Origin of the sequence: Acinetobacter sp. GD03645, from assembly GCF_029845285.1 — a bacterium.
Taxonomy (GTDB): domain Bacteria; phylum Pseudomonadota; class Gammaproteobacteria; order Pseudomonadales; family Moraxellaceae; genus Acinetobacter; species Acinetobacter corruptisaponis.
The window spans coordinates 47669-69667 of sequence record NZ_JAOCLL010000001.1 but is presented as its reverse complement, the minus strand read 5'-3'; the positions used below and the strand labels follow the sequence as shown (position 1 = coordinate 69667).

At 37.5% G+C, this 21999-nt stretch carries 16 protein-coding genes; 8 read left to right on the top strand and 8 right to left on the bottom strand.

What is annotated here, in order from left to right; translation table 11 throughout:
• The first annotated feature begins 14 nt into the window (after window positions 1–14).
• The 7 genes from N5J47_RS00405 (at window position 15) to N5J47_RS00375 (ending at window position 11635) form a co-directional block, all read left to right on the top strand.
• Window positions 15–791 (top strand): tellurium resistance protein, encoded by a 777-nt coding sequence (locus tag N5J47_RS00405; protein WP_279958797.1) that lies wholly within the window; start codon window positions 15–17, stop codon window positions 789–791.
• 12 nt (window positions 792–803) lie between these two features.
• Entirely contained in the window at window positions 804–1940 is a 1137-nt protein-coding gene (locus N5J47_RS00400) for a toxic anion resistance protein (protein WP_279958796.1), read from the top strand.
• A 21-nt stretch (window positions 1941–1961) separates the two neighbouring features.
• Window positions 1962–2879 (top strand): hypothetical protein, encoded by a 918-nt coding sequence (locus tag N5J47_RS00395; RefSeq protein WP_279958795.1) that lies wholly within the window; start codon window positions 1962–1964, stop codon window positions 2877–2879.
• Between the two features lie 180 nt (window positions 2880–3059).
• Window positions 3060–5420, top strand: a complete 2361-nt coding sequence (gene zorA / locus N5J47_RS00390; protein ID WP_279958794.1) for an anti-phage ZorAB system protein ZorA — start codon at window positions 3060–3062, stop codon at window positions 5418–5420.
• 12 nt (window positions 5421–5432) lie between these two features.
• Window positions 5433–6158: a flagellar motor protein MotB gene (locus N5J47_RS00385; protein WP_279958793.1), complete on the top strand. Its 726-nt coding sequence runs from the start codon at window positions 5433–5435 to the stop codon at window positions 6156–6158.
• A gap of 5 nt (window positions 6159–6163) precedes the next feature.
• Window positions 6164–8101, top strand: coding sequence for an EH signature domain-containing protein (locus N5J47_RS00380; protein ID WP_279958792.1), 1938 nt, complete (start codon window positions 6164–6166; stop codon window positions 8099–8101).
• A gap of 18 nt (window positions 8102–8119) precedes the next feature.
• Window positions 8120–11635 (top strand): SNF2-related protein, encoded by a 3516-nt coding sequence (locus N5J47_RS00375; protein WP_279958791.1) that lies wholly within the window; start codon window positions 8120–8122, stop codon window positions 11633–11635.
• Between the two features lie 43 nt (window positions 11636–11678).
• On the opposite strand, the gene bioB is transcribed toward N5J47_RS00375, so the two are convergent.
• Entirely contained in the window at window positions 11679–12668 is a 990-nt protein-coding gene (gene bioB / locus N5J47_RS00370; RefSeq protein WP_279958790.1) for a biotin synthase BioB, read from the bottom strand.
• Between the two features lie 79 nt (window positions 12669–12747).
• The gene (queG, locus tag N5J47_RS00365) at window positions 12748–13884 is read right to left on the bottom strand and encodes a tRNA epoxyqueuosine(34) reductase QueG (protein ID WP_279958789.1); all 1137 of its coding nucleotides are present in this window, start codon (window positions 13882–13884) and stop codon (window positions 12748–12750) included.
• Window positions 13885–13906: 22 nt separating this feature from the next.
• Here queG and N5J47_RS00360 point away from each other — a divergent pair, with 22 nt between their 5' ends.
• Window positions 13907–15472: an NAD(P)H-hydrate dehydratase gene (locus N5J47_RS00360; protein ID WP_279958788.1), complete on the top strand. Its 1566-nt coding sequence runs from the start codon at window positions 13907–13909 to the stop codon at window positions 15470–15472.
• 1 nt (window position 15473) lies between these two features.
• Here N5J47_RS00360 and ruvC read toward each other — a convergent pair whose 3' ends face one another.
• The 6 genes from ruvC to N5J47_RS00330 all read right to left on the bottom strand — a co-directional run bounded on the left by ruvC (window position 15474) and on the right by N5J47_RS00330 (window position 21997).
• Entirely contained in the window at window positions 15474–16019 is a 546-nt protein-coding gene (gene ruvC / locus N5J47_RS00355; RefSeq protein ID WP_279958787.1) for a crossover junction endodeoxyribonuclease RuvC, read from the bottom strand.
• Between the two features lie 493 nt (window positions 16020–16512).
• Window positions 16513–17661 carry a tyrosine-type recombinase/integrase gene (locus N5J47_RS00350; RefSeq protein ID WP_279960925.1) on the bottom strand — a complete coding sequence of 383 codons (1149 nt, stop codon included), beginning with the start codon at window positions 17659–17661 and terminating at the stop codon, window positions 16513–16515.
• Window positions 17662–17947: 286 nt separating this feature from the next.
• On the bottom strand, window positions 17948–18370 hold the full coding sequence (locus N5J47_RS00345; RefSeq protein ID WP_279960926.1) for a hypothetical protein: 423 nt from the start codon (window positions 18368–18370) through the stop codon (window positions 17948–17950).
• A complete protein-coding gene (locus N5J47_RS00340; protein ID WP_279960927.1) occupies window positions 18367–19695 on the bottom strand; it encodes a hypothetical protein in 1329 nt (442 codons plus the stop codon). Before N5J47_RS00340 ends, N5J47_RS00345 begins: the two co-directional genes overlap by 4 nt.
• The gene (locus N5J47_RS00335) at window positions 19656–20909 is read right to left on the bottom strand and encodes a hypothetical protein (RefSeq protein ID WP_279960928.1); all 1254 of its coding nucleotides are present in this window, start codon (window positions 20907–20909) and stop codon (window positions 19656–19658) included. Before N5J47_RS00335 ends, N5J47_RS00340 begins: the two co-directional genes overlap by 40 nt.
• Entirely contained in the window at window positions 20909–21997 is a 1089-nt protein-coding gene (locus tag N5J47_RS00330) for a hypothetical protein (protein ID WP_279960929.1), read from the bottom strand. Before N5J47_RS00330 ends, N5J47_RS00335 begins: the two co-directional genes overlap by 1 nt.
• Window positions 21998–21999 lie beyond the last annotated feature (2 nt).

The window sequence follows — 21999 nt, the reverse complement described above, 5'->3', positions numbered from 1 at the left end:
TATTTTCTATTGATATGACGATACCGCTCGACTTGACCCCTTTATCGCAACTTGAACTGAATCAAGAACATATCTTGGCGATTAAGCGTAATGATCTATTGCCTTTAATCAGTGATCCCCATCGTTTAAATCATTATGCAGATCATTTGGTGCAGGCGCAAAGTGTCCTGTTGAATGGTGTCGATCCAAAGCTAAACCAGCAGCTCAGTGAAGTGATTACCCAGATTGTTCAGCAACTGTCACGCTCAAAAAATTATGTGGGCGGGCGAAAATTTAATGCACTGCAAAAATGGCTGGGGATTGATGTTGAATATGATGCTGGACAGGTCAAATATGTCAAAGACCTGGATCGTTTAATCAGTGAGGCAAACTACTTAAGCCAAAAGCTACAGGTTGAGATTCAGAAATCGCAGTCACGTTTGCAGCAGGCTCTGGGTTTAAGGGAACAGATGGCGGCGTATATACAGGCTGCCGATGAATTTTTAAAAGAATATCCCCAGTTTAGTAAACAGCAGGTACTTGATCATTTTGTTGAACGTCTATCTAAAAAGATCAATACATTACAAACTTTACAGACCAGCAATGACATTGCAATGAAACAGATGCAGTTGTCACAGCATTTATCTTTTAGCCTTTTAGACCGTTTTAAAGAGGCGCAGCAGGTGTTGATTCCAGCGTGGCGTTATCATCTAGAGCAAAGTCGTGAGTCCAACTCATCAAAGACCATTGAGCAGTTAGACAAAAGCCGAGAAGATTTAATCCAAAATCTGAAAAAATCATTACAGAAATAAGAGGGGAATATCATGTCAGATTCAGAACTTATAAAATCATCCAGCGAACTTGAAATTAGGCAGGAACAGCGTTTTGAACAACTTAACTTAAAAGAGTTGGGCTTGCAGCCACAGGACTTTGCCGAGGTTATGGATGCGCATAAAGAACTTGCAGACATCAGTACCACTGTGGTGGCTGAATACGGTAAAAACATTGCCAATAAAACAGCAACCTATACAGATGAGTTGTTGGGTCTGGTTCAAAACAAAGACCTTGATACAACAGGCCAAAAGCTCAATGAAGTGGTTCAGGTCGCGCAGCAGTTGAATACTACCAGTATTTTAAACAAGTCAAAAAGCTCAGGTTTCTTTGGTGGATTGTTGAGCAGGTTTAAGAATGCCAAGCAAAGTTTTGACCAGCATTTTAATACCACCAAAGAACAGATTGATGTCTTGGTGAAAGAGATTGAAAGCTCACAATCAGGCCTTAAGGCGCGGGTGGGAACACTCGACAAGATGTTTGATGCGGTTCAGGATGAATATAAACAACTTGGTGTTTATATTGCTGCGGGGCAGTTGAAACAGCAGGACATCCAGCAGCAAATTTCAAGCTTAACCACGCAAGAACAGGATCAGCAAACCACACAGCAGATTTATGACCTGAATCATTTGGGCAATAACCTTGAGAAAAGAGTCAGTGATTTACAAGTTTTACAACAGTCGGCAATGCAAACTTTGCCGATGATTCGGATTATTCAATCGAATAATTTAATGCTGGTCGATAAGTTTTACGCCATCAAAAACATTACCTTGCCTGCATGGAAAAACCAGATTAGTTTGGCGATTTCATTGCAGGAGCAGAAGAATAGTGTACAACTTGCCAAGGCCATTGATGATACCACCAATGAATTACTGCGCCGTAATGCTGAACTATTGCATCAGAACTCAGTCGATACGGCCAAAGCGAATCAACGTTCAGTCATTGATGTGGAAACCCTTGAACACGTACAAAACACCCTCATTAAAACAGTAAACGACGTGATTCAAATCCAGAAAGAAGGGATGCAGAAACGTGCTGAAGCAACCACACGTTTGCGTGCATTACAGGATAGTTTGAATCATTTGGTTCTTGAAAATAGCGGGCAGAATCCCCCGAAAAACCTGAATTAGTAATATTGAGAGGAAAGATCATTGTCGCCCATAGACGATTTGAGTGTACAGCCGATTGATCAGCGTTTAGATATTTTAAAGAAACGCCAACGTCACCTGATGATCTGGTTTTTCCTGACCAGCACATTGGCGGTTGTCATCATTGCATCCCTGTTTTTGCAAAAAGAGTTTATCTATCGTTTCTTTGATCTTTCCGTGCATGTTCAGGCGCTGGATTTGCCCTATCATGTGCAGGAACTCGTTCCCTTTAAACAGCCTGTTGATTATTTTTTCAATTTGTTGTCTTGGTTTGGCTGGCTGTTCCTTAAAATATTTGTCTCATTTATTGGCGCATTTTTACTAGTCAGTTGGGCGAAAAAGCTTAGATTCTTTCAGCGTCGCTTTCAGGCATGGACCCAGCGAATTTTAGCATGGGTCATTGCCTTTATTCTGCTGTGGTCAGGTTTGAGTTATTTGCAATATGACTGGAAAGATGAAACCAAGCAGGCTTATCAGCAATGGATGAGCTATGAGAACAATATCGTTGAAAGCCAGATTGCGCAGGATTTGCAGCAAGCTAATATTTCATCGACTGAAAAGGCGTATGTGTTGGCCCAAGTCGCTTTACTACATCAGCCCATTGATCGAAAGACAGCAAATTTTTATGTTAATCAACTGATTGATGCTGAAAAAAATAACCCAGTTCAGTTTAAAGAATATGATTTTAAACCTGAGCAGTTATGGGTCATGCAGCAGCAACTTTATGGCAAAAGTATCACCGCTTTGACACAACCACTGGATTTACGTGCGCAACAGGCAGAGCGTGTTTCACAAATCGTAAATGTGGTTCTATGGGGTATGATCCTTTTGGTTGCGGTTTTGAGTGCAATTCTATATACCCTCGCCAAGCATCTAAAAAATCGGCGTATTCGTATTACGCAAAAACTTGATACCTTGTAAATTCGCTTTATAACAAGATGTTAAGTTGAATCTACTTTGTTATAAAGATAGTCTATTTGGAATAATAAGACGACGTATATTGACGTTTGAAATATTTTTCTATTGATAAAAAATGTCAAGATAATCACTTTTTGCTACACTTAGCCGCATTGATTTTTATTTTATGGGGCATATTTGCTGATGAATGTGATGGAAATATTACACTGGATTCCTGTTGTAGTCATGCTATTTATTGTAGGATGCCTATTTGTTGGATTCTTTAAAAAATATTGGAAACCTGCAAAAAATTTAAAAGCATTGCTTGACGCTGCTTTAAATGAAGTGAAAAGTAATACTCAACATCAATATTTAGCATCAACACTTAAGCAGAATCTAACTGAATATTTTAAGGATACGCCATTTACCCATGCTTGGCAGATGTATCACCAGACTTTACACGATAGTTATAAGCAAATAGATGGTGAAAATCAATTGGTGAGTACACGTTCAACTGTACCGAGTGGTTATTTCTTTGAACAGTCCACCCTGGTTGATACCCCTTTAAAAGTCGATTTTTATAAACATTTACCTGGGATTATTACAGGGCTGGCAATTGTTGCGACATTTTCAGGTTTATTTATTGGTTTATGGTCATTTGACCCAGCAGGTGACCCAGCGAATATTCAGGCAAGTTTAAAAGCTTTATTGCAAAGTGTAATGGCTGCATTTATTGCTTCTGGATTGGCAATTTTTATTGCGATGTTAATTACATGGAAAGAAAAAGCGTGGTTACGTGAATGTTACGCGACTTTAGAACAACTCACTACAGAAATAGACAAGTTATTTGATGCGGATGACATTGGTGAAGAATATTTAGATCGTTTGGTGCATCGGGTAGAATCCACTGAAACGGCCATTAAAAATATTAAAGACAGTTTAATTGATGACTTAAAGCCTGCCATTATTAATGGTTTGGGGGCGATGGCAGATAAATTAATTGCTGAAAATCGAGCTATACAAGCTGAATCAAATCAGCAAATGGCAGATGCTTTTGGTCAATCCATTCAGATGGCACTGCAACAACCCTTACAACAAATTGCAGAAGTGGTCAAAGGTGCATCACAAGATCAAGGTCAAGCTGTACATAGTATGTTGTCCGAAGTATTAAAAACCTTTACAAATCAGTTGCAAAGTACAGTTGGTGGGCAGATGCAAGGTCTAGCTGAGATGATGGAACAATCGGTTACGACTATCTCGGATATGCGAACAGGATTTGCAAGTTTAATTCGGCAAATGCAAACCACAAGCGAAGAATCAGGTCAAAGATTACAGGAAAAAATGGTTGAGATTCTAGGCAGTATTGAAGAAAGACAAACTGATATGACAAGGGTAATAGAAAAGGCTTTGTCAGAAATGCAGCACAGTATAAAAGGTATTAGTGATGTTGGGGTAAATTCTACTCGAGAAATGTTATCGAGTATGACCTCTGCCAATGATAATGTACAAACTGTCTTTAGCCAGTTAGTTGAAAAAATGGGTAGTATTAGTGAAGAATCTAGCCAAAGGTTACAAGAAAAAATGGTTGATATTCTAGGCAGTATTGAACAGAAACAATCTGTAATGACTGATGCCATCCAAGATGCTTTAGATGCGATGCAAAGTAGTGTCAAAAATATTAGTGAAGTTGGTGTAAATTCAACAGAACGTATGTTATCGAATATGACTACAACCAATGATAATGTACAAACAGCTTTTAGTGGTTTTATTGAACAGATGCAAGTAACAAATGAAGCATCTAGTCAAAAATTGCAGGAAAAAATGGTTGAAATTCTGGATAGTATAGAACGTAAACAATCTTCAATGACTAGGGCAATACAAGATGCTTTAGATACGATGCAAAGCAGTGTTACAAATATTGGTGATGCAGGAACACAGGCAACTACAGGAATTTCTTCTAGTGTCAGTAAAGTCAATGCTACGATGGAAATCTTACTCGATCAGCTAGGTAAAAATATTACTGAGTTAAGTCATACGACTACTGATAACATTAGACAAATGAATTTAGGTGCGGACAAAATGGATAGTGCTGCACAACGGTTTAGTACAGCAGGACAAACATTAATGCAAGGTCAGGAAGCCATTACAACCTTAATTAGTAAAGCAAATGATACCACAACTTTACTTAATCTAAGTAGTCAAGCAATTCTTGATACGCAAAATAAAATGAATCTTGCTATGCAAACTATTAGTACCTTAATGGGTCAAACACAACAAGAAGGTGAATACCGCCAAAAATCACTTGAAACCATGCAAATATTAATGGGTAAATTTGAACAGATTAATCAAGATGTACAGCATTATTTGCAGCATGTGAATCAAGTATTAACCAATAACTTTACGACATTTAGTGATGCATCAAGTACCTCATTAAATAAGACATTAGGTGAATATGATAAGGCATTATCTGGAAGTATAGATAGATTAAAAGAGGCAACCAGCGGTTTAACTGATGTGATTGAGGACATAGATTCTACGGTTAGTCAGCTTAAAAGACGTATATGAGGATGATACATTATGTTTGGTCATCGCTCTAAGCCACAAAAACATAAAGAAGAGGGGGAAAAACCATTTTGGATTTCCTTTGCTGATTTAATGACGGCATTAATGACCTTATTTTTAGTGGTCATGGCAGTATCATTGATGGTAGTTACCCAAAAAGTCAATGAAGCTATGTATGCTGAAGATCGGAGAAAAGATGAAATATTAGAAATTTGTGAATCTATTAAAGCCGAAGTAAAAGGAAAAGATTTATCAGTAAATGTCAATTGTAAAGATAATCGGATTAATTTTGGTGAAGCAGGGCGTTTTGCTTATAATGATTATCGCTTAAATATTGAAGGCGAAAATGCACTAAGACAACTTACTCCAATTATTTTAGATGTTGCCAATAGTGAAACGGGGAAAAAATGGTTTAAACAAGTGGTGATTGAAGGGTTTACTGATACAGATGGTTCATATTTATATAATCTAAATCTAAGCTTACGCCGTTCGGAATGGGTGATGTGTCTGTTATTAGACCCAAAATTATTCAATTCAACTTTACAAAATGAGCAACAACAACAAGTCAAACAATTATTTCTTGCAGGTGGTGTTGCCTTTAATAATGCCAAAGAAACTAAAGAACAGTCTAGGCGTGTCGAGTTGCGGTTACAGTTTTATGGTTTAAAGGAAAAAGAAGATGCTGAACCACAACCACATTTTATTAGTAATGTGATCGAAAATTGCCAACTTGCGAGGTAAAATTTATGAGCTATATTTTTGATTTGCAATTGGCATTAAGTCACATCTTAGAGCAGCAACAACAAAGGGAATTACCTCGACCAATACATTTATTCAAAGTGAAAGAAAAAATAGAGGAGAGGTTTGATCCTGCTAAAGCTGCACTACCTCGTTCAGATGCAATCTTAACAGCCATTGAAAAATTGGAAAAACAGAATCTTGAAGATTTAACAAAACGAGATTGGCGAAATATTACATGGGGTCTATGTCAAGTTTATCCAACACGACCAAATAAATTACTTGGGTTAGAACGAGGGACACAGATTTTGCACTATATGACTCAAGGTCAGATTGATGTCAGTCAGCCCAGTTTATATTATCCTTTATTATATAGTTATTTTTCTTTAGATGCTCAAGAAACAAAAAAAACAACACTAATTGGTCAAAATTGGCTAGTTTTAAGAGATATTTTGCTGAATAATAAACAAAAAACACAGCTTAATATGCAAAATATTAAACCTTGGATGAAAATATTAAATCATTATCCTGAATTGTTAGGTGATAAGATGATGGATGAGAATTTAGAATTATCTATAATAAAAAACAATAATCATGATGTTTTAAGCCAAGAATTAGGGTGTACTAAAAAACATAATATGGATAATTATATAGAGTTTTTCAATGAGATACATGATATGGGGAAAAATGCTAAAATATTTAAAGATTTTATATTATGTAAGGAGAATGAACTGTTAAATTTGCTAACAAACCTTGGGTATAATTTTAACTCACAGTTAAACTTTGAAGGTACAGAAACACAGATAAAAAATAGAATGGCAAAGTTTAAAAAAGTATTGAGTAAAGATTATTTATATGATATAGCAGTTTTGTTTAATGAGTTTATTAATTTCCCAAAACCAGATAATCTGAAAAAAATAATGAATTTTAATTGTGATAATTCAGGAATTGTTAAAATCATTGTTAGTAAAAATATTTTTGATATTTTATTAAGTTTGGAACTAAATTTTAATAAGAAAAATATAATTTCCCTAAATTTGTTGATTAAAAATTATTCAAATAATGATAATATGAAAAGTCTAATAGGACTGTTTCTTTCTGATAGTAGAGAAATTGAAAATATTGCTGAAAGTTTGAAAATACCTGAATATGGTTGGTTTTGGCATAACTTGATTACTCAAGCACTAGATCAAATGTGTCAATTTAATGATAAACAGTTTAAGCAAAAAATTGATTTATTATTAGATATGGCAGAACAACGTTTTCAGCGTTATCAAACAGATATTCTGGTTAAACTATTAGACCGTTATGCAAAAACTCAAGAATCTTATGAAGTAAATAATAGATTAAAAGCAAAGGCTTTACAAATTTGGGATGACCCTCAAAATAAAAATAACTTAGGTTGGAATCTCGTTAAAGATGATACTAAACAAATGGTGATACAATGGTTTATTCATGCAGATTTAGAAGCATTTTTTGTGACATTTGCAGAAAATGCAGATGAAGAGCGTTTTAAATATTGGTTAAAATTTGTTAAACAAATTCGTAGTTCTAAGATATTCTTATATAAAGATGATTATAGCTCTAAACAAGCGAAGAAACAGGAGTTTTTACGGAATAATAAGGGGCGCTATGGACTAATTAATGGTGGTTCACCACCGACCAATGCATTTATTCTACAAATAGAGAATATTTTTATTGTTGAGTTTTCTAAGACTGGTAATGCCTGCTATTTCTATAATAAAAATCCAGTTGCAGGAAGAGAAAGGTTACCGATTACTTTAAATGATTTAAAACAAGGTAGTGTTGAATCTGCTTATAGCAATGATGACTATGTGAAATGTCCTTTCAAACTCACTCATCGAGGGGATTGGGAAAGAAACTTTGACCGAAAATTACGTTATTTAGGTATTTATACTGATCGAATAAATCAATTGGCAAGATAAAAAATTAAGGAATATTGTATGGCATTTGAATTTTTAAAAAAATTACTTGGACAATCAAAACAAGATTATCCTTGTCAGGATCAAGTAGAATCTGTATCAATTCCATTACAATATAATGAAATAGGTTTATTTTATCCTAAAAATAGCCCACAGAATACAAGTGATTATTTGTGGCAAGGGCTAAATCAGGAAGGTTTGGCTTATTTGGATGAAAATAGTCAAAGTTATATTTTAACGTGGGAAAATATCTTTGATTTGCAACAGGATGAAGACTATCAGGATATTTTACCTTTATTACAATTGCCACAAAATTGTAATTTCTCACCGAGTATTCAAAGTAAAAATAGTATTTCCGACCGCGATTTTTCTATTTTTATTTCAGGTTGGAATAATCAACAGGGGGGAGCATTACAAGCCAATATCCAGCGTCAGGGGGCGATTTTAACCGTTAATGGACAAAAATATTTACTGGCGGAAAAAACATGGCAATTGGTAGAGGAAATTAAAGCATTTTCCCAGCTTTCGGATAAAACCAGACAGGAAAATGAACGTTATTGGGGGAAAATTCGTAAACTAGCTATACAAAGTCAGGCAAAAATGGATGATTTTCTAGATAAAACCATTGTCCTTAGTCCTGAAAAACTACAATTGAATCTCAGTCCAATTCAACTTGATGATCAGCAGGGAGTAGAAGAAAAAGGAATTGAAATTCAACCAATATTTGAAGATGTACCTGAAAACTGGCTTAAAGAATTTGACAAATATCATCAGGTGCAGGGGCGTTATGCAGTATCTTTATCCAATGGTGGACAAGTACATATTGTGGTTGAGGATACAGTAAAACAGGCACTGAATGAAATTAAACAGATTCCAAAACGACAATTAAAAGGTGAGCGAGCTAGACAATTTATTAAAAATCCACAAGCAATATTCAGTGATGAAGATATTGCTAAGGTGATTGATGAAGCAGATTTAGAGCAACAGATTAGCCAGCAAACAGAATTTCTTGATTATGATTTAACTTTAAATAGCCAATATAATGAACAAGGTTACTTTCAATCAGCAAAAATAGTCTTACAAGCCAATACGGAGCAGGATGTTTCAGATATTTATTCAGATTTATATCATGTAGACCATGCCAATGATTTTATTTCTAAATATATAGATGCAACACAACAGGATAGTTTAACTTTTGACTGGGTGGGTTATCACATTCGATTAACTCAAAATGCTAAACAACAATTAGAACAATTAAAAGCCGATTTAGATAGTATTCATAAACAACAGGATGCAGAAATTGTAAATGCAATTCTGGATTTATCAGCATATTCTGATCGTGTACAGGGCATTGGTATTGCACCTACAGATAGTATTGTCAATAGTGCTAGTGGTGAAATATGGTTACCAATATCACGACAAATACAACAGTTTGAATCATTGAAGCCACATATTAGTGAAACCATTCTGACGGAAATACAAACAGAATTAAAAATAGCGATTGAACAAAAACAAAATCAGGTCAAATTACCTTATTTGGATGAGGCGATTAGTTTGGCTGATGCTAAGGATATTGAAATTCGGGTACAGGATTATCTAGCAAAGCAGAAAAGCCCAACAGAAAAACAAGAACAAATGCCTGTAGAACCCCCTGAGAAAAGAGAAAAACCCTCTATTCTTTTAATTAAAAGTAATCTTGAAGATGAGGAGTATATTCAGGAACGAGAGAAAGTCCTAAAATTTGACTTTAAAAATTCACCTTTGCCACGATTACCTGATAGTTTTAGACAACGCGAGTTTAAATTAAAACCACATCAGGAAAAAGGTATTGCATGGTTACAGCATTTGCATCAGTTTGTACCTGTGATTAATGGATGTCTACTTGCTGATGATATGGGATTAGGTAAAACTTTACAGCTATTATGTTTTATTGGTGAATATTTACAATCTGAACAATATAGACAATATAAAAAACCTGTCATGATTGTTGCACCTGTTGCTTTATTGCAAAACTGGAGAAATGAGGCAGAACGCTTCTTTAGTCGGGATTTTGGGCGAATACTTAGTTTATATGGTAATGAAGTAAAATCTAGAAAAATGAAAAATATTCCTTTAGATTTAATTCAGGAAAAGGGTATTAAACATATTTTAGAAAAAAACTGGTGTGATGATGCTGATGTGGTTTTAACGACTTATGAAACATTAAGGGATTTACAATTTTCTTTAGGGCAACAACATTGGGGTATGATGATCTGTGATGAAGCCCAAAAGATTAAAACCCCAAATGCTTTAGTGACATCCGCAGCTAAAGCCATGAAAGTAGATTTTAAAATTGCTTGTACGGGTACGCCAGTAGAAAACTCGTTAAGGGATATATGGTGTTTATTTGATTTTATTCAGGCAGGTTTATTGGATTCATTAAAAACCTTTAATAAAGTGTATGCTACGCCGATTGGTGAGGGGGATGAAAAGAAACGTAAAGCATTATTACAACTGATTGAGCCACAGACATTAAGGCGGATGAAATCTGATGTGGCAGATTTACCTGCCAAAATTGAAATGGAAGATTGTAAACGAATTCCAATTTCAATTTTGCAGCGACGATTATATGAAAATATGACCAGTGAATATGAAAATATAGGAGATGAAAATCGTGGACAAGCTATGTTGAGTGCTTTACATGAAATGCGGAAAATTTGCGCTGACCCATTGCAAATTGATCCAAAACAGCCGAGTAGTGAGTCACCAAAACTGGCATGGTTAAAACAAACTTTAGAACAAATTAAATCTCGTGATGAAAAAGTAATTATCTTTACTGAATTACGTGCCATTCAAATTTATTTACAGCGTTATTTAAAAGAATATTTTGGTCTGGATGTTTCAGTGGTTAATGGTGATACTGCAAGTAGTGGGACAGGTTTAACCCGACAGCATTTAATAGATGCGTTTCAAAAATCTATTGGTTTTAATGTGATTATTATGTCACCTGTGGCGGTGGGTTTTGGGGTCAATGTGCAAAAAGCGAATCATGTAATTCATTATACTCGCTGTTGGAATCCAGCCAAAGAAGATCAAGCCACTGACCGAGCCTATCGTATTGGTCAGGAAAAAGAAGTTTTTGTGTATTATCCCTCAATTTATAGTGCAGAATTTGAAACCTTTGAAATTAAACTCGACCGTTTATTACAGAATAAGCGTCAGCTTGCTACAGATTTATTGAGTCCGATGCAGGATGTGTCTGCCAATGAGTTACTTTCGACCACAATTCAAAATGATTATGTTGCAGAATGGGACAATATCAGTCGAAATATTCGGGAAGAACAAGACTGGGTGTGTGCTGAATGCCAGTTACAACTTAAACAATCCAGTCTAAAGCGTTTTTTGCATGTGCATCATCTTAATTGTAATAAAACTGATAATCGTCCTGAAAATTTGCGTGTGTTGTGTATCAAATGTCATGCAGAACAAGCAGGACACCAGCATTTAAAAAATAGCCCTTATTATCATGAATTTATACAACTTATAAATGCTGAATAAAATTTAAAAAAGCTGTTCCACTTTCATGAAACAGCTTTTTCATCTATGCACTCATGGCATCAATGGAAAGTTCTGCAACAGTTGGTTTCGGCTTTTCTGCGGTTAAACCCAGTTTGGCAAACAAGACTTGATCTTTATCTTCACCCGCATTTGGGGTGGTCAGAAGTTTATCGCCAGAGAACAGTGAATTTGCCCCAGCCATAAATGCCAATGCCTGATCAGAGTCGCTGAGTGACTCACGGCCCGCAGATAAACGAATGTAACTGTGCGGCATAATGATACGCGCAACCGCAATGGTACGAATCCATTCGGTTACATCCAGCTTTTCAACATCGGCAAGTGGTGTGCCTTCAATCGGGACTAGCATGTTGATTGGCACAGATTCAGGGTGAACAGGCATGGTTGCAAGCTCATGCAGTAAACCAATACGGTCATTACGGCTTTCGCCTAAACCGACAATCCCGCCACTACAGACTTTCATACCTGCCTGACGCACATGGTCAAGCGTATTCAAACGGTCATCAAAGGTACGGGTGCTGATAATATGTGAATAATATTCGCGGGAAGTATCGAGGTTATGGTTGTAATAATCCAAGCCTGCATCTTTTAAACGCTCTGCCTGAGACTGGTTTAGCATCCCCAAAGTCATACAGGTTTCTAGGCCTAACGCTTTCACCTCACGGACCATTTCCAATACATAAGGCATGTCACGCTCATGTGGATTGCGCCATGCTGCACCCATACAGAAACGGGAAGAACCAGACTCTTTTGCCGCCTGTGCTTCACGAATGACTTTATCCACCGCAATCCGTTTTTCCGCTTCTAGTTTTGAATCATAATGGGCTGATTGCGAGCAATACTTACAGTCTTCTGGACATTTACCTGTCTTGATTGAAAGCAGGGTGCTGACCTGTATAGTATTTGCCTGAAAATGCTGACGATGAACGCCTTGCGCCTCAAATACTAAGTCTAGAAAGGGTTGATTATATAAAGCTTGGATTTCATCACGAGTCCAGTCATTACGTAAGGTCATTGTTATATCCATGATGATTGATTACAAACACTGAGATTCATCATACAGAAATCGTGCCAAAGCCAAAGGGCAAAAAGCATCATTTTTCCATGCCATGTATTGTCGCCTGTTGCAATTGCTGTTGGATTGCCCAGTCAATATGTACATTGACGATCTCATCGTGCCACATTTTTGCATCGTGCAATTGGCTTATGATTTCAGCCGAGTATGGCGCATTTCCTAAACCGATTGCAATATTACGCTTAAAGGATTGGTAGCCTGTACGGCGTATTGGGCTGCCCTCAGTATTGGCAAGAAAAGTCGCTTCATCCCATTGCCAGATATCCAGTAGGCTGATGTGATCTAGACCATGACGGGGATTAAAATCAGGAATGGATGCAGTTTTGGCAAAACTATTCCACGGGCAAATCAGTTGACAATCATCGCAGCCAAAAATACGGTTGCCTATGCTTGAACGTAATTCTTCTGGAATGATGCCTTTATATTCAATGGTTAAGTAGGCAATACATTTTCTGGCATCCAGCATATAAGGTTCAACAATCGCTTGGGTTGGGCAAATGTCGATACAGGCGTTACATGAACCGCAATGTGCAGTCGCAGGCTGATCAAAAGGCAATTCAAGCGAGGTGAATAATTCACCTAAAACAAAAAAGGAACCTGATTTTTTATGGATGAGCAAGGTATGTTTGCCTGTCCAGCCCATACCTGCACTTTCAGCCAGAGATTTCTCAAAAATAGGAGCTGAGTCGGCAAAAGGACGTGATTCAAAATCGCCCACTTTTTCCCTGATTTGGGTGGCTAAGGTTTTAAGCCGTCCACGCATGATTTTATGATAATCACGCCCACGTGCATAACGCGCAATAATGGCTGAATTTGGTTCAAATGGTACATAACGGGGCTTGGGTGATGCCACAAGATAGTTCATTCGCACACAAATAATGCTTTTTGTACCTGGCACCAGTAAAGTGGGATCAGCACGTTTTTCCAGATTTTCTTCCAAATAGTGCATATCTGCATGATAGCCACGCTTTAAATATTCTTTAAAACGCGGCATTTGATCTTGAGCATCTGGTTTGGCAATGACACAATCAGAAAAACCCAACGCCAAAGCCTGTGCTTTTATCCAGTCTTTAAGTTCTTGAGGATCAAGCTGTTGTAGCCTGATTTTATCAAGTGTTTTTTGAGCGGGGCTGTGAGATGAAGTGGTTGAAGCCATAAACCAATATTAGGGGGAAAAGATGCAAGGTGTAGTTTACCATAGCCCAGTTTATGATAGTCAAAGTATACAAGCATGGGAGCAACGCTGGTTTGCTCAGCAAAACTCATCACTTGGCTTGATGCAGCAAGTGGCGTGGGCAATATCCCAACAACTGATTGAACAGTTTCAACAAAAAAATATTAAAACAATTGCGGTATGGTGCGGACAGGGCAATAACGCGGGTGATGGCTATTATATTGCGGCTTTTCTCAAACAGCATGGCTTTAAGGTGACTGTTTATGCAACAGAACTTGGTCAATCACCTGATTTAAAACAAGCCTATGAATATGCACAAGCGCATCAAGTCAATATTCAACGATTTCCATACCCCCCTCTAAATCTCCCCCCTGATAGGGTGGAGACTTCCACGTATTCAATACCTTATATAATCCCTAAAGTTCCTCTCCTTTTTAAGGAGAGGTTAGGAGAGGTTGATTGTCATATTGATGCCCTATTTGGCATTGGTTTAAACCGAGTACTTGATCAGCATTGGCAAACTGTTATTGCATGTTTTAATGCACAAACTGGTTTAAAAGTTTCAATCGATATCCCTAGTGGATTGCATGCCAATACAGGTCAGGCTGTACCCTGTGCAATTCAAGCAGATCAAACCTTTACCATTTTAGGTTATAAGGCAGGGCTGTTTACTGGACAAGGCAAGGAATATGTCGGGCAATTACATTTAGTCAGCCTGATTCCAACTGATGTAGAATTAAAACCAATCGCCTATCTTTCCCCTGAAAAAATCGCTTTACCAAAACGTCAGGCTTTTGGCCATAAAGGCAGTTATGGGCATGTGGTGGTGGTGGGTGGTCATGCTGATATGGGTGGAGCTGTGATCATGTCAGCCGAAGCCGCTTTTCATGCAGGTGCTGGAAAAGTCAGCGTGGTCTGTCATGCCAAACACCATCAAGCGATTCTGTCGCGTTCACCAAACATTATGGTGCGGGATATTAATGTACTGGATCAAGATGCAATCCAAACCTTATTAAACCATGTGGATGCTGTCTGTTTTGGTATGGGGTTGGGGCGAGATCAATGGGCAAAACAGATTTATCAGCAATGGTTTGATTTACTCAATCAAGGTTCACACTTAGAGGTCGTGCTTGATGCGGATGGACTTTGGTTTCTGGCAAAGCATCCACAAAAATTGAATCAGCATGTCTATGCAACACCACATTCAGGTGAAGCTGCGACTTTGTTAGGTTGCAAGCCTGCTGATATTGAACAAGATCGAATCACTGCAATTCAACAACTGCAACAAAAATATGCAGGACAATGGGTATTGAAAGGTGCAGGTAGCCTGATTTTAGAAGATGAACTATTTATCTGTACACAGGGTAATCCTGGGATGGGAACAGGGGGTATGGGTGATGTATTGGCAGGGATGATTGCCAGTTTAAAGGCCCAGTTTCATCAACAGATCGCATTGCATGAAATTGTGAGTCTACATGCACAGGCAGGAGACTTACTCGCTGAGAATGGCATGAGAGGTTTACAGGCACATGAAATGGGGGAAATGATTTATAAAGTCGTAAATCAATAAGCTAGCGTCTTCGACTACTAGAACGACTCCGCCCTCGCGCCATTCCGCCTAAAGCATTCAATACTGCCATTTTACTCATGCTTCCTGAAGCATGGGCATGGCAAATGGCGGCAGCAAGCGCATCAGCAGCATCGGCTTGTGGTTGAATGCTGAGATTGAGTAATTTCATTACCATCATTTGTACCTGTTCTTTTTCAGCAGCTCCATAGCCCACCACAGACTGTTTAATTTGACGGGCAGTATATTCCGCTACATTTAAATCCAAATTCACCAGTGCTGCAATCGCAGCGCCACGTGCTTGACCAAGTTTTAAGGCAGAGTCAGGATTTTGTGCCATAAACACTTGTTCGACCGCAGCTTCAGTTGGACCGTGAAATTTAACAATCCGCTCAACACCAGCAAAAATGCGTTTTAAACGCTCAGGCATGGTTTGTGTTTCTGTACGAATGGTTCCTGCATCAACAAAACGCAATTTATTACCATCTTTTTCGATAATTCCATAACCTGTTAAACGTGAACCAGGATCAATACCAATAATGAGCGACATGAGGCACTAAAGAAATCAAAAAACTTCCAATATTGTTACATAATAGTTTTTTTACTGCATAATATTTTTGTAGTATTTTGAATTATAAGAAAATAGTTGTTTTATTGAGCACACAATCATTTATGTAAATTCTGGCTGAAGTACATTGAACTGGCTAGAAAAGCTGATTTATTGTTGAATTTGTACTTAAAATAAGCATTATTTTAATAATTAAGTGAAATTTCTAAAAATAGTTTGCATTATCCAGCCTATGGGCGTATAACGCTAACTCCCTAATGCGGGGTGGAGCAGTCTGGTAGCTCGTCGGGCTCATAACCTAAAACAACTCTACTCTATAAGACTCTATTCGATTAATATGTATAAATATCAATGTTTTGTTATTTTATAATCGAATAGAATATCATAGTTTTGAATTAAAGCCTGTCAAAAAACCTGTCATAAAAAAAGAAACCCACAAGCATTAACTCATGGGTTTATAAATTTTCAATTTCAACTAATTTGTATTGAGCTTTGCAATCTCTAATTTGTTCTTTTCGCCATTCATCCATTTTGCATATCGCTTGACCAACATCTCTAAACTATGGCCTAACTGATTGGCTACAAACATCGGTACCAGTCCATCCATTAGCATCATTGTAGCGTATGTGTGTCTGGCATTATACGCTGGACGCTGACGAATCATACATGCTTTCATTGCAGCTTGTAGTCTGACTCGTGGTGCCTTTTCATTATTAAATGGCACTTTGGTATTTGGGCAGATCATTACATAATCTTGATTGAGACCCAGAGCTAAAATGTTTTTAAAGGCATTTTCAGATCGAGTATTTAAAACAACATCACGGGCCACATGGGTTTTAGTTGATGATTTCTCAATACCACGAACACGCGCTTTAGATATTCTGACTGTACTATTAAACCAGTCAATATCACTCCAGCGTAAAGCGATTAACTCACTAGGTCTACATCCTGTCCAAAATGCCACTTCAAAGTAATAATAATAAAAGATTTCATCTCCCTTTAGATTTTCACTTAACCAGGTTAATAATGCATTCATTTCTGCACGGCTGAACGGATCAGGTATGCCAATTTGCAACTTTCGATTTTCAATATCCAGCATTGGATTTTCTTTTATCAAATTGCCTTTTTTGGCTATTTCAAAAATACCTCTTAGTGGTGTAAGGCAATTATTAAGTGTCTTTACAGTCTTAAAATCCTCCTTAAGTATGGCGTTTTTAATATCATCTTCGGTAATTGTATGGATAGGCTTTAAAGCAAAATGACGCATCCAGTGTTTTTTCAAAATGCTTTTATAGCCTTTTCGTGTATGAAAACCTGTTTCATTAAAGTCCAGGTATTTCTGAGCTAAATCCTGAAAAAGAGTACCATCACCCACAATAACAGTATCTTCATCCTCAACAATGCCGCGTGCTTCAGCAATATCTTTTTCAGTTAATAAATTCCATTCGGCCTTGCGAATCAGTTCACTTCTAAGTTTAGAAGCTGCTTTGATACCTTCCTTGTTCGCAGGGAATGAGACGGTGATGTTGTACGTTTTTTTGTTTCGCTCGAAGTAGATTTGGACTGCTCCATTTCTGAGGCGCACTCCTCTAGGTAACGTCCGCTTGCTTGCTCTGTCAGCCATGAGTTATAGCCTTTAAGCGAGAAATAAATGTTGCCATCTTGTTTAGTCCACACGCGATTTTCGGGCCATTTTAGTCTTCTATGGTCCAGTTTCTGTTCTTTAATACCTGTGAGTTTTGAGAATTGACTCCCATCAACCCAGTCAAGTGGAGTTAGTCCGAGTTCTAATAGTGCTTCTACTACTTCAGTATCCATGACATTGCTCCTCAATCTTTGGCAAAATTAATTTACAGACATTATAGAAAATGCTTTTGAGGGAAATTATGTAAATACCAATGAACATTTATTCACCTAATGGACTCAACAACCAGGCATTCACCGATCCAGCGAGCTGATTTGTACTTAAATTTCTTCTGAATTAAATCTGCTACCTGATCTTTGGTGAATGACTGGGTGTTATGGGCCTTGTTTTTCACGATATAAGCTTCAATCACTTCATCAATACAGTCATGGGGGTACTTGTCATAATGGTTTTCAATAAACTTATCAAACTCTTGTAGAGAATTTTTAAGCTTGTTGAAGTTTTCATTTGTTAAGTCCCCATGGTGGAGTAAGTAATTTTTAACCAGCGTTCGTTCAAAGTTCTTAGGGTTATTCCCCAATGCACGAGATAGATCACGTTTAGTTGTGTCATGCTTTTTAACGAAGTTATGAACCAATTGAAAAGCTTGAAATCGTCGGCTTTTGGGATATAACTCATCGATATTCATTTCACCGCATCCATATCAATGATTGCAGCAATTTTTGACGGGTAATAGCACAGAGGGTTATTACAGTTTTTTATTGCTTCATTCAGGGCATCAAAGGCGGTTTCAATTTCATCGGGCACAGTTATTCCGTCAGGTAAATCACCCTCATAATAATCATCAGGATCAATTTCTTGGGCGAAAGTAGGTTCAGTGAGGACAAGCATTAATTCCTGTGCTGATTTTCCACTTTCTTTGAGTAATGCGAATACGCTTGCCGAGTCATGCAGCCACTCGTCATTTGCCATGGAATATAGAATTTCACCATTCCATTGTTGGGTTGGATAGGTTGCATATTCTTCCTGGTTATCAAGAGGAACACATATTTCACAATAACCCTGTTTAGGAGTTAGATGACCCCGTTTGCAAAGGCGGTGAGTTGAACCATCCCAACGAGCAATGTTTTGATCAAGATAAATTAATCCTTTTCTTGATTGCCAAGCCGTTATAGTTATTTCAGTTGCTGCCTCTGGTGAGTCACGTAATACTACATCTGCTGGTAGTTCACTTAATGGCTGGCTGAGTTTAGGCTCGTATTCTCTATCGAAAATTTGATCCAAAAATTCATGTACCTCCGTTGGAGCAAGCTTTTCAGCTTCAGTTTCCTCACCACAACATAAAGTATCCAGTTCTTTTTCTGTAAGATTTGAAAGGATTTTCTCAATATTGGCTAAATGGTTTTGGTCTAATTTCTTTAACCAGATATTCAAAAATTCTAACTTTTCGCTTTCTGGTTCAAGTCGGTTCACCATTCCATTGTCATACCATATTTCTTGGGCAGCCTTGATAATGAAAGGGTAGGGATTACACTCATCAATTTCCAGATTGATGTTCAAATGTCGTTGTAAAATTTCATCTAACTCATCAGCTGTTACGAGCATGGCATCAGGCCAATCTTCAGGGCTGGTACGATCAGGCAATTCCGCCACATCACGGATGATGTTCTCAACGATTTCTGAAAAATCCGATTGAACAGTTTCTGAATGCGGCACCAATGTGCCACATTTAGGAATATGCCTAAAATGAGTTATAAACTTGTCCAGCAAGCGGGTTTTAGAACAAAGCCCTGTGAGATGATCAGGTTCTATAGTTATAAAGAGTGAACCAACACACATGGCAATTTCAAAATGTTCTGTGGCTTTTTCAGTTAAATCACTTAAGTAGCGAACTTCGTAAAATTCACCATTTATTGGTAATTCCTGTCCACATTGAATGAAACCTGAACCTTTAGATTCATATTGATTGCTAATCATTTTTGTCCACCCTCCAAAAAAGTTTCTTGAATCCACCAATTGGGGTGTTGTTTTAAATATTCAGCATGTGCAGCCTCAGTACCGTCCCATGCTTGATATTCGATACTATCTGCAATAGCCTCACCCACTTTTGGGAATCGTTGTTTGGCTTCCTTTTTCAGTCTAAAGACAAGTTGCTTCGCTATTTTTAGGGTAGGTACAGGAAAAAGGATTGCTGCTGAATCTGGTTCTTCAGGAATGTTGACGCACCATAATTTTTTGTTAAGCAATGCCTCATTTTCAGTGAAGAATTTAGTCACTTCATCTGGAGTGTTTGCTGTAATTGATGTATCACCGTTATAACACTCAACACAGTCATTGACTGCATTTATATATTCGATTGCTAATTCTGGATTGTCATAACGTTTTAATGGTTTTGAAAACCATTCTTCAGTAATTTCCATTTGATCAGCATGATCTCGTTTTGAACCATTCCAGACCGTTGGATAAATCCAGTTTGCCCCATCATTAAACTCATCATGGTCATTTTTAAAACGTGGATTAAAGATAAAGTCTTTACGCAAACGCTGGCTAGCTCGGAAAGCCAGTTCTGCCGATGCAGCAGGGATTTGTTCAGCATCCTCATCATCGGGATCACCATCACCAACCACGACACAAAAAAGTAATGAGTCTGGATCAGTACTTCTAGGCATCAGAACTGCCTTGGCATGCTCAAAATCACTGTATAAAAATTCAATCGATGCTGCTTTGTCAATTCCAGTTGGCTTAATTACTGGGGAGCAGATAGTACCTAATTTACTGCAAATATCCTCAACTTTTGCTAGATATTCAGCACCAAAACGTACAAAGCCAGCAAAGTCGGTTTGCTTAGGTATGACTTTTTCCCAGTCTGGATATGAAACTTTTAAGAATACCTTGAATGCTTCATAAGCATTATGATGGTGTGGTATCTCAATTAGTCCAGTCTGCGATTCTGTATCATAGGTAATTTGGCAATGTTTGAGGCCAGAATTACACTCTGTTTTTTTTATAAAGCTTTCTGCATAGGCTTTCGGAATAATGAAGAAAACATCATCGGCTACATTCTTTAGTTTGGAATAAAACAGGATGCGCCCATCAGTGCCTAGAATGTGACTTCTAACAATTGCTACAGCATCAATGTTGCGGGTATCATTCCAGTCACCATCATCTTTTGCCGCAATACATGCTGCACGGAATAAGCCAAGCGGAACAAGAATAGTATGGTTCATTAATTATTGCTCCAATTGACCGATTTGTTACAAAAAACTTTCTGAAGTGCCTTGTAAGACTGTTCGGCTGATTCGCCGTCTATACAATCAATTTTGATCTGGAAATTTTCATAATTAACTTGAATCGAATTCCAAGGTTTGAGTTCTGTACCATTGATCATTATGGTGGGAGGCTTACAACGGAAAAGCCATTTTTTTTGAAAACAATCTAAAGGAGCTGTCTTTTCGTTTAAATCTTCCCATTCAGGAATATCTTGAATAGGGGAGATTTGAATTTTTGAACCATTAGCCCATGCTTTTCTTGCGGATTCACCATCCAAAAGGGTATAGGTTGTATCAATAGTAGGATTTTCACTTTTAGGAGTTTGTTTGGCTTTTTCTTTATCTATTTTTGGCAATACTCCCCAAACGACTTGAGCATCCTCCCATTCTTCCATGAATTCATTCAGTGTCATGTAACTTGGTGATAATGTATATTCACAACTATTCCAAATGGAGTTTGTCCAATGGGTATTTCCTGAATCTTTCCAAAAAAATAATCTTTGATTTAGTAAAACAGCCGCTTCACTTCCTGTTGGAATCTCAATCCAGCTTGAACCAGATAGAGATTCGACACATTTGTGATATTTATAGCCATCATCAGGAATGAGCCATTCTTTCATATCTGCAACAGTCTGAGGTTGTGGTTTCTGGATTGGTTTTAAATCGGAGATTCGTCCCAAAAGATGAGGATATTTTTTTGAGCTATCCCATTGATCATTATTAAAGTTCCAGAAATACCATCCATCACGTAGATAAAGCGCTTTACCAGAGCCATCTGAGTGCGTTGCATCACTCACATCATTACGATGAAGTATCACTTTGTCTTGGAGTTGATCAGGTGTTAGTTCTGGGACATTACTTAGTTCATAGAATGTCATATCCAAAGTGAAGCTAAGAACTTTATTATCGAAGTTAAAGAATACTCCAACACTGTTTTTAACGTCCCAATTATCGTTAGCGTAAAAACCCAAAGCTTTTGCAGCATTCACCACAATATTTTCTTCTTCTTTGTTGTTCACGCGTGTTTTGAAATTTTCCATGGTCATAT

Bases quoted from the DNA above. Each gene is read 5' to 3' on its own strand.
- N5J47_RS00405 (WP_279958797.1), top strand. From the start codon at position 15: ATGACGATACCGCTCGACTTGACCCCTTTATCGCAACTTGAACTGAAT.
- N5J47_RS00400 (WP_279958796.1), top strand. From the start codon at position 804: ATGTCAGATTCAGAACTTATAAAATCATCCAGCGAACTTGAAATTAGG.
- zorA (WP_279958794.1), top strand. From the start codon at position 3,060: ATGAATGTGATGGAAATATTACACTGGATTCCTGTTGTAGTCATGCTA.
- N5J47_RS00385 (WP_279958793.1), top strand. From the start codon at position 5,433: ATGTTTGGTCATCGCTCTAAGCCACAAAAACATAAAGAAGAGGGGGAA.
- N5J47_RS00380 (WP_279958792.1), top strand. From the start codon at position 6,164: ATGAGCTATATTTTTGATTTGCAATTGGCATTAAGTCACATCTTAGAG.
- N5J47_RS00375 (WP_279958791.1), top strand. From the start codon at position 8,120: ATGGCATTTGAATTTTTAAAAAAATTACTTGGACAATCAAAACAAGAT.
- bioB (WP_279958790.1), bottom strand. From the start codon at position 12,668: ATGACCTTACGTAATGACTGGACTCGTGATGAAATCCAAGCTTTATAT.
- queG (WP_279958789.1), bottom strand. From the start codon at position 13,884: ATGGCTTCAACCACTTCATCTCACAGCCCCGCTCAAAAAACACTTGAT.
- N5J47_RS00360 (WP_279958788.1), top strand. From the start codon at position 13,907: ATGCAAGGTGTAGTTTACCATAGCCCAGTTTATGATAGTCAAAGTATA.
- ruvC (WP_279958787.1), bottom strand. From the start codon at position 16,019: ATGTCGCTCATTATTGGTATTGATCCTGGTTCACGTTTAACAGGTTAT.
- N5J47_RS00350 (WP_279960925.1), bottom strand. From the start codon at position 17,661: ATGGCTGACAGAGCAAGCAAGCGGACGTTACCTAGAGGAGTGCGCCTC.
- N5J47_RS00345 (WP_279960926.1), bottom strand. From the start codon at position 18,370: ATGAATATCGATGAGTTATATCCCAAAAGCCGACGATTTCAAGCTTTT.
- N5J47_RS00335 (WP_279960928.1), bottom strand. From the start codon at position 20,909: ATGAACCATACTATTCTTGTTCCGCTTGGCTTATTCCGTGCAGCATGT.
- N5J47_RS00330 (WP_279960929.1), bottom strand. From the start codon at position 21,997: ATGACCATGGAAAATTTCAAAACACGCGTGAACAACAAAGAAGAAGAA.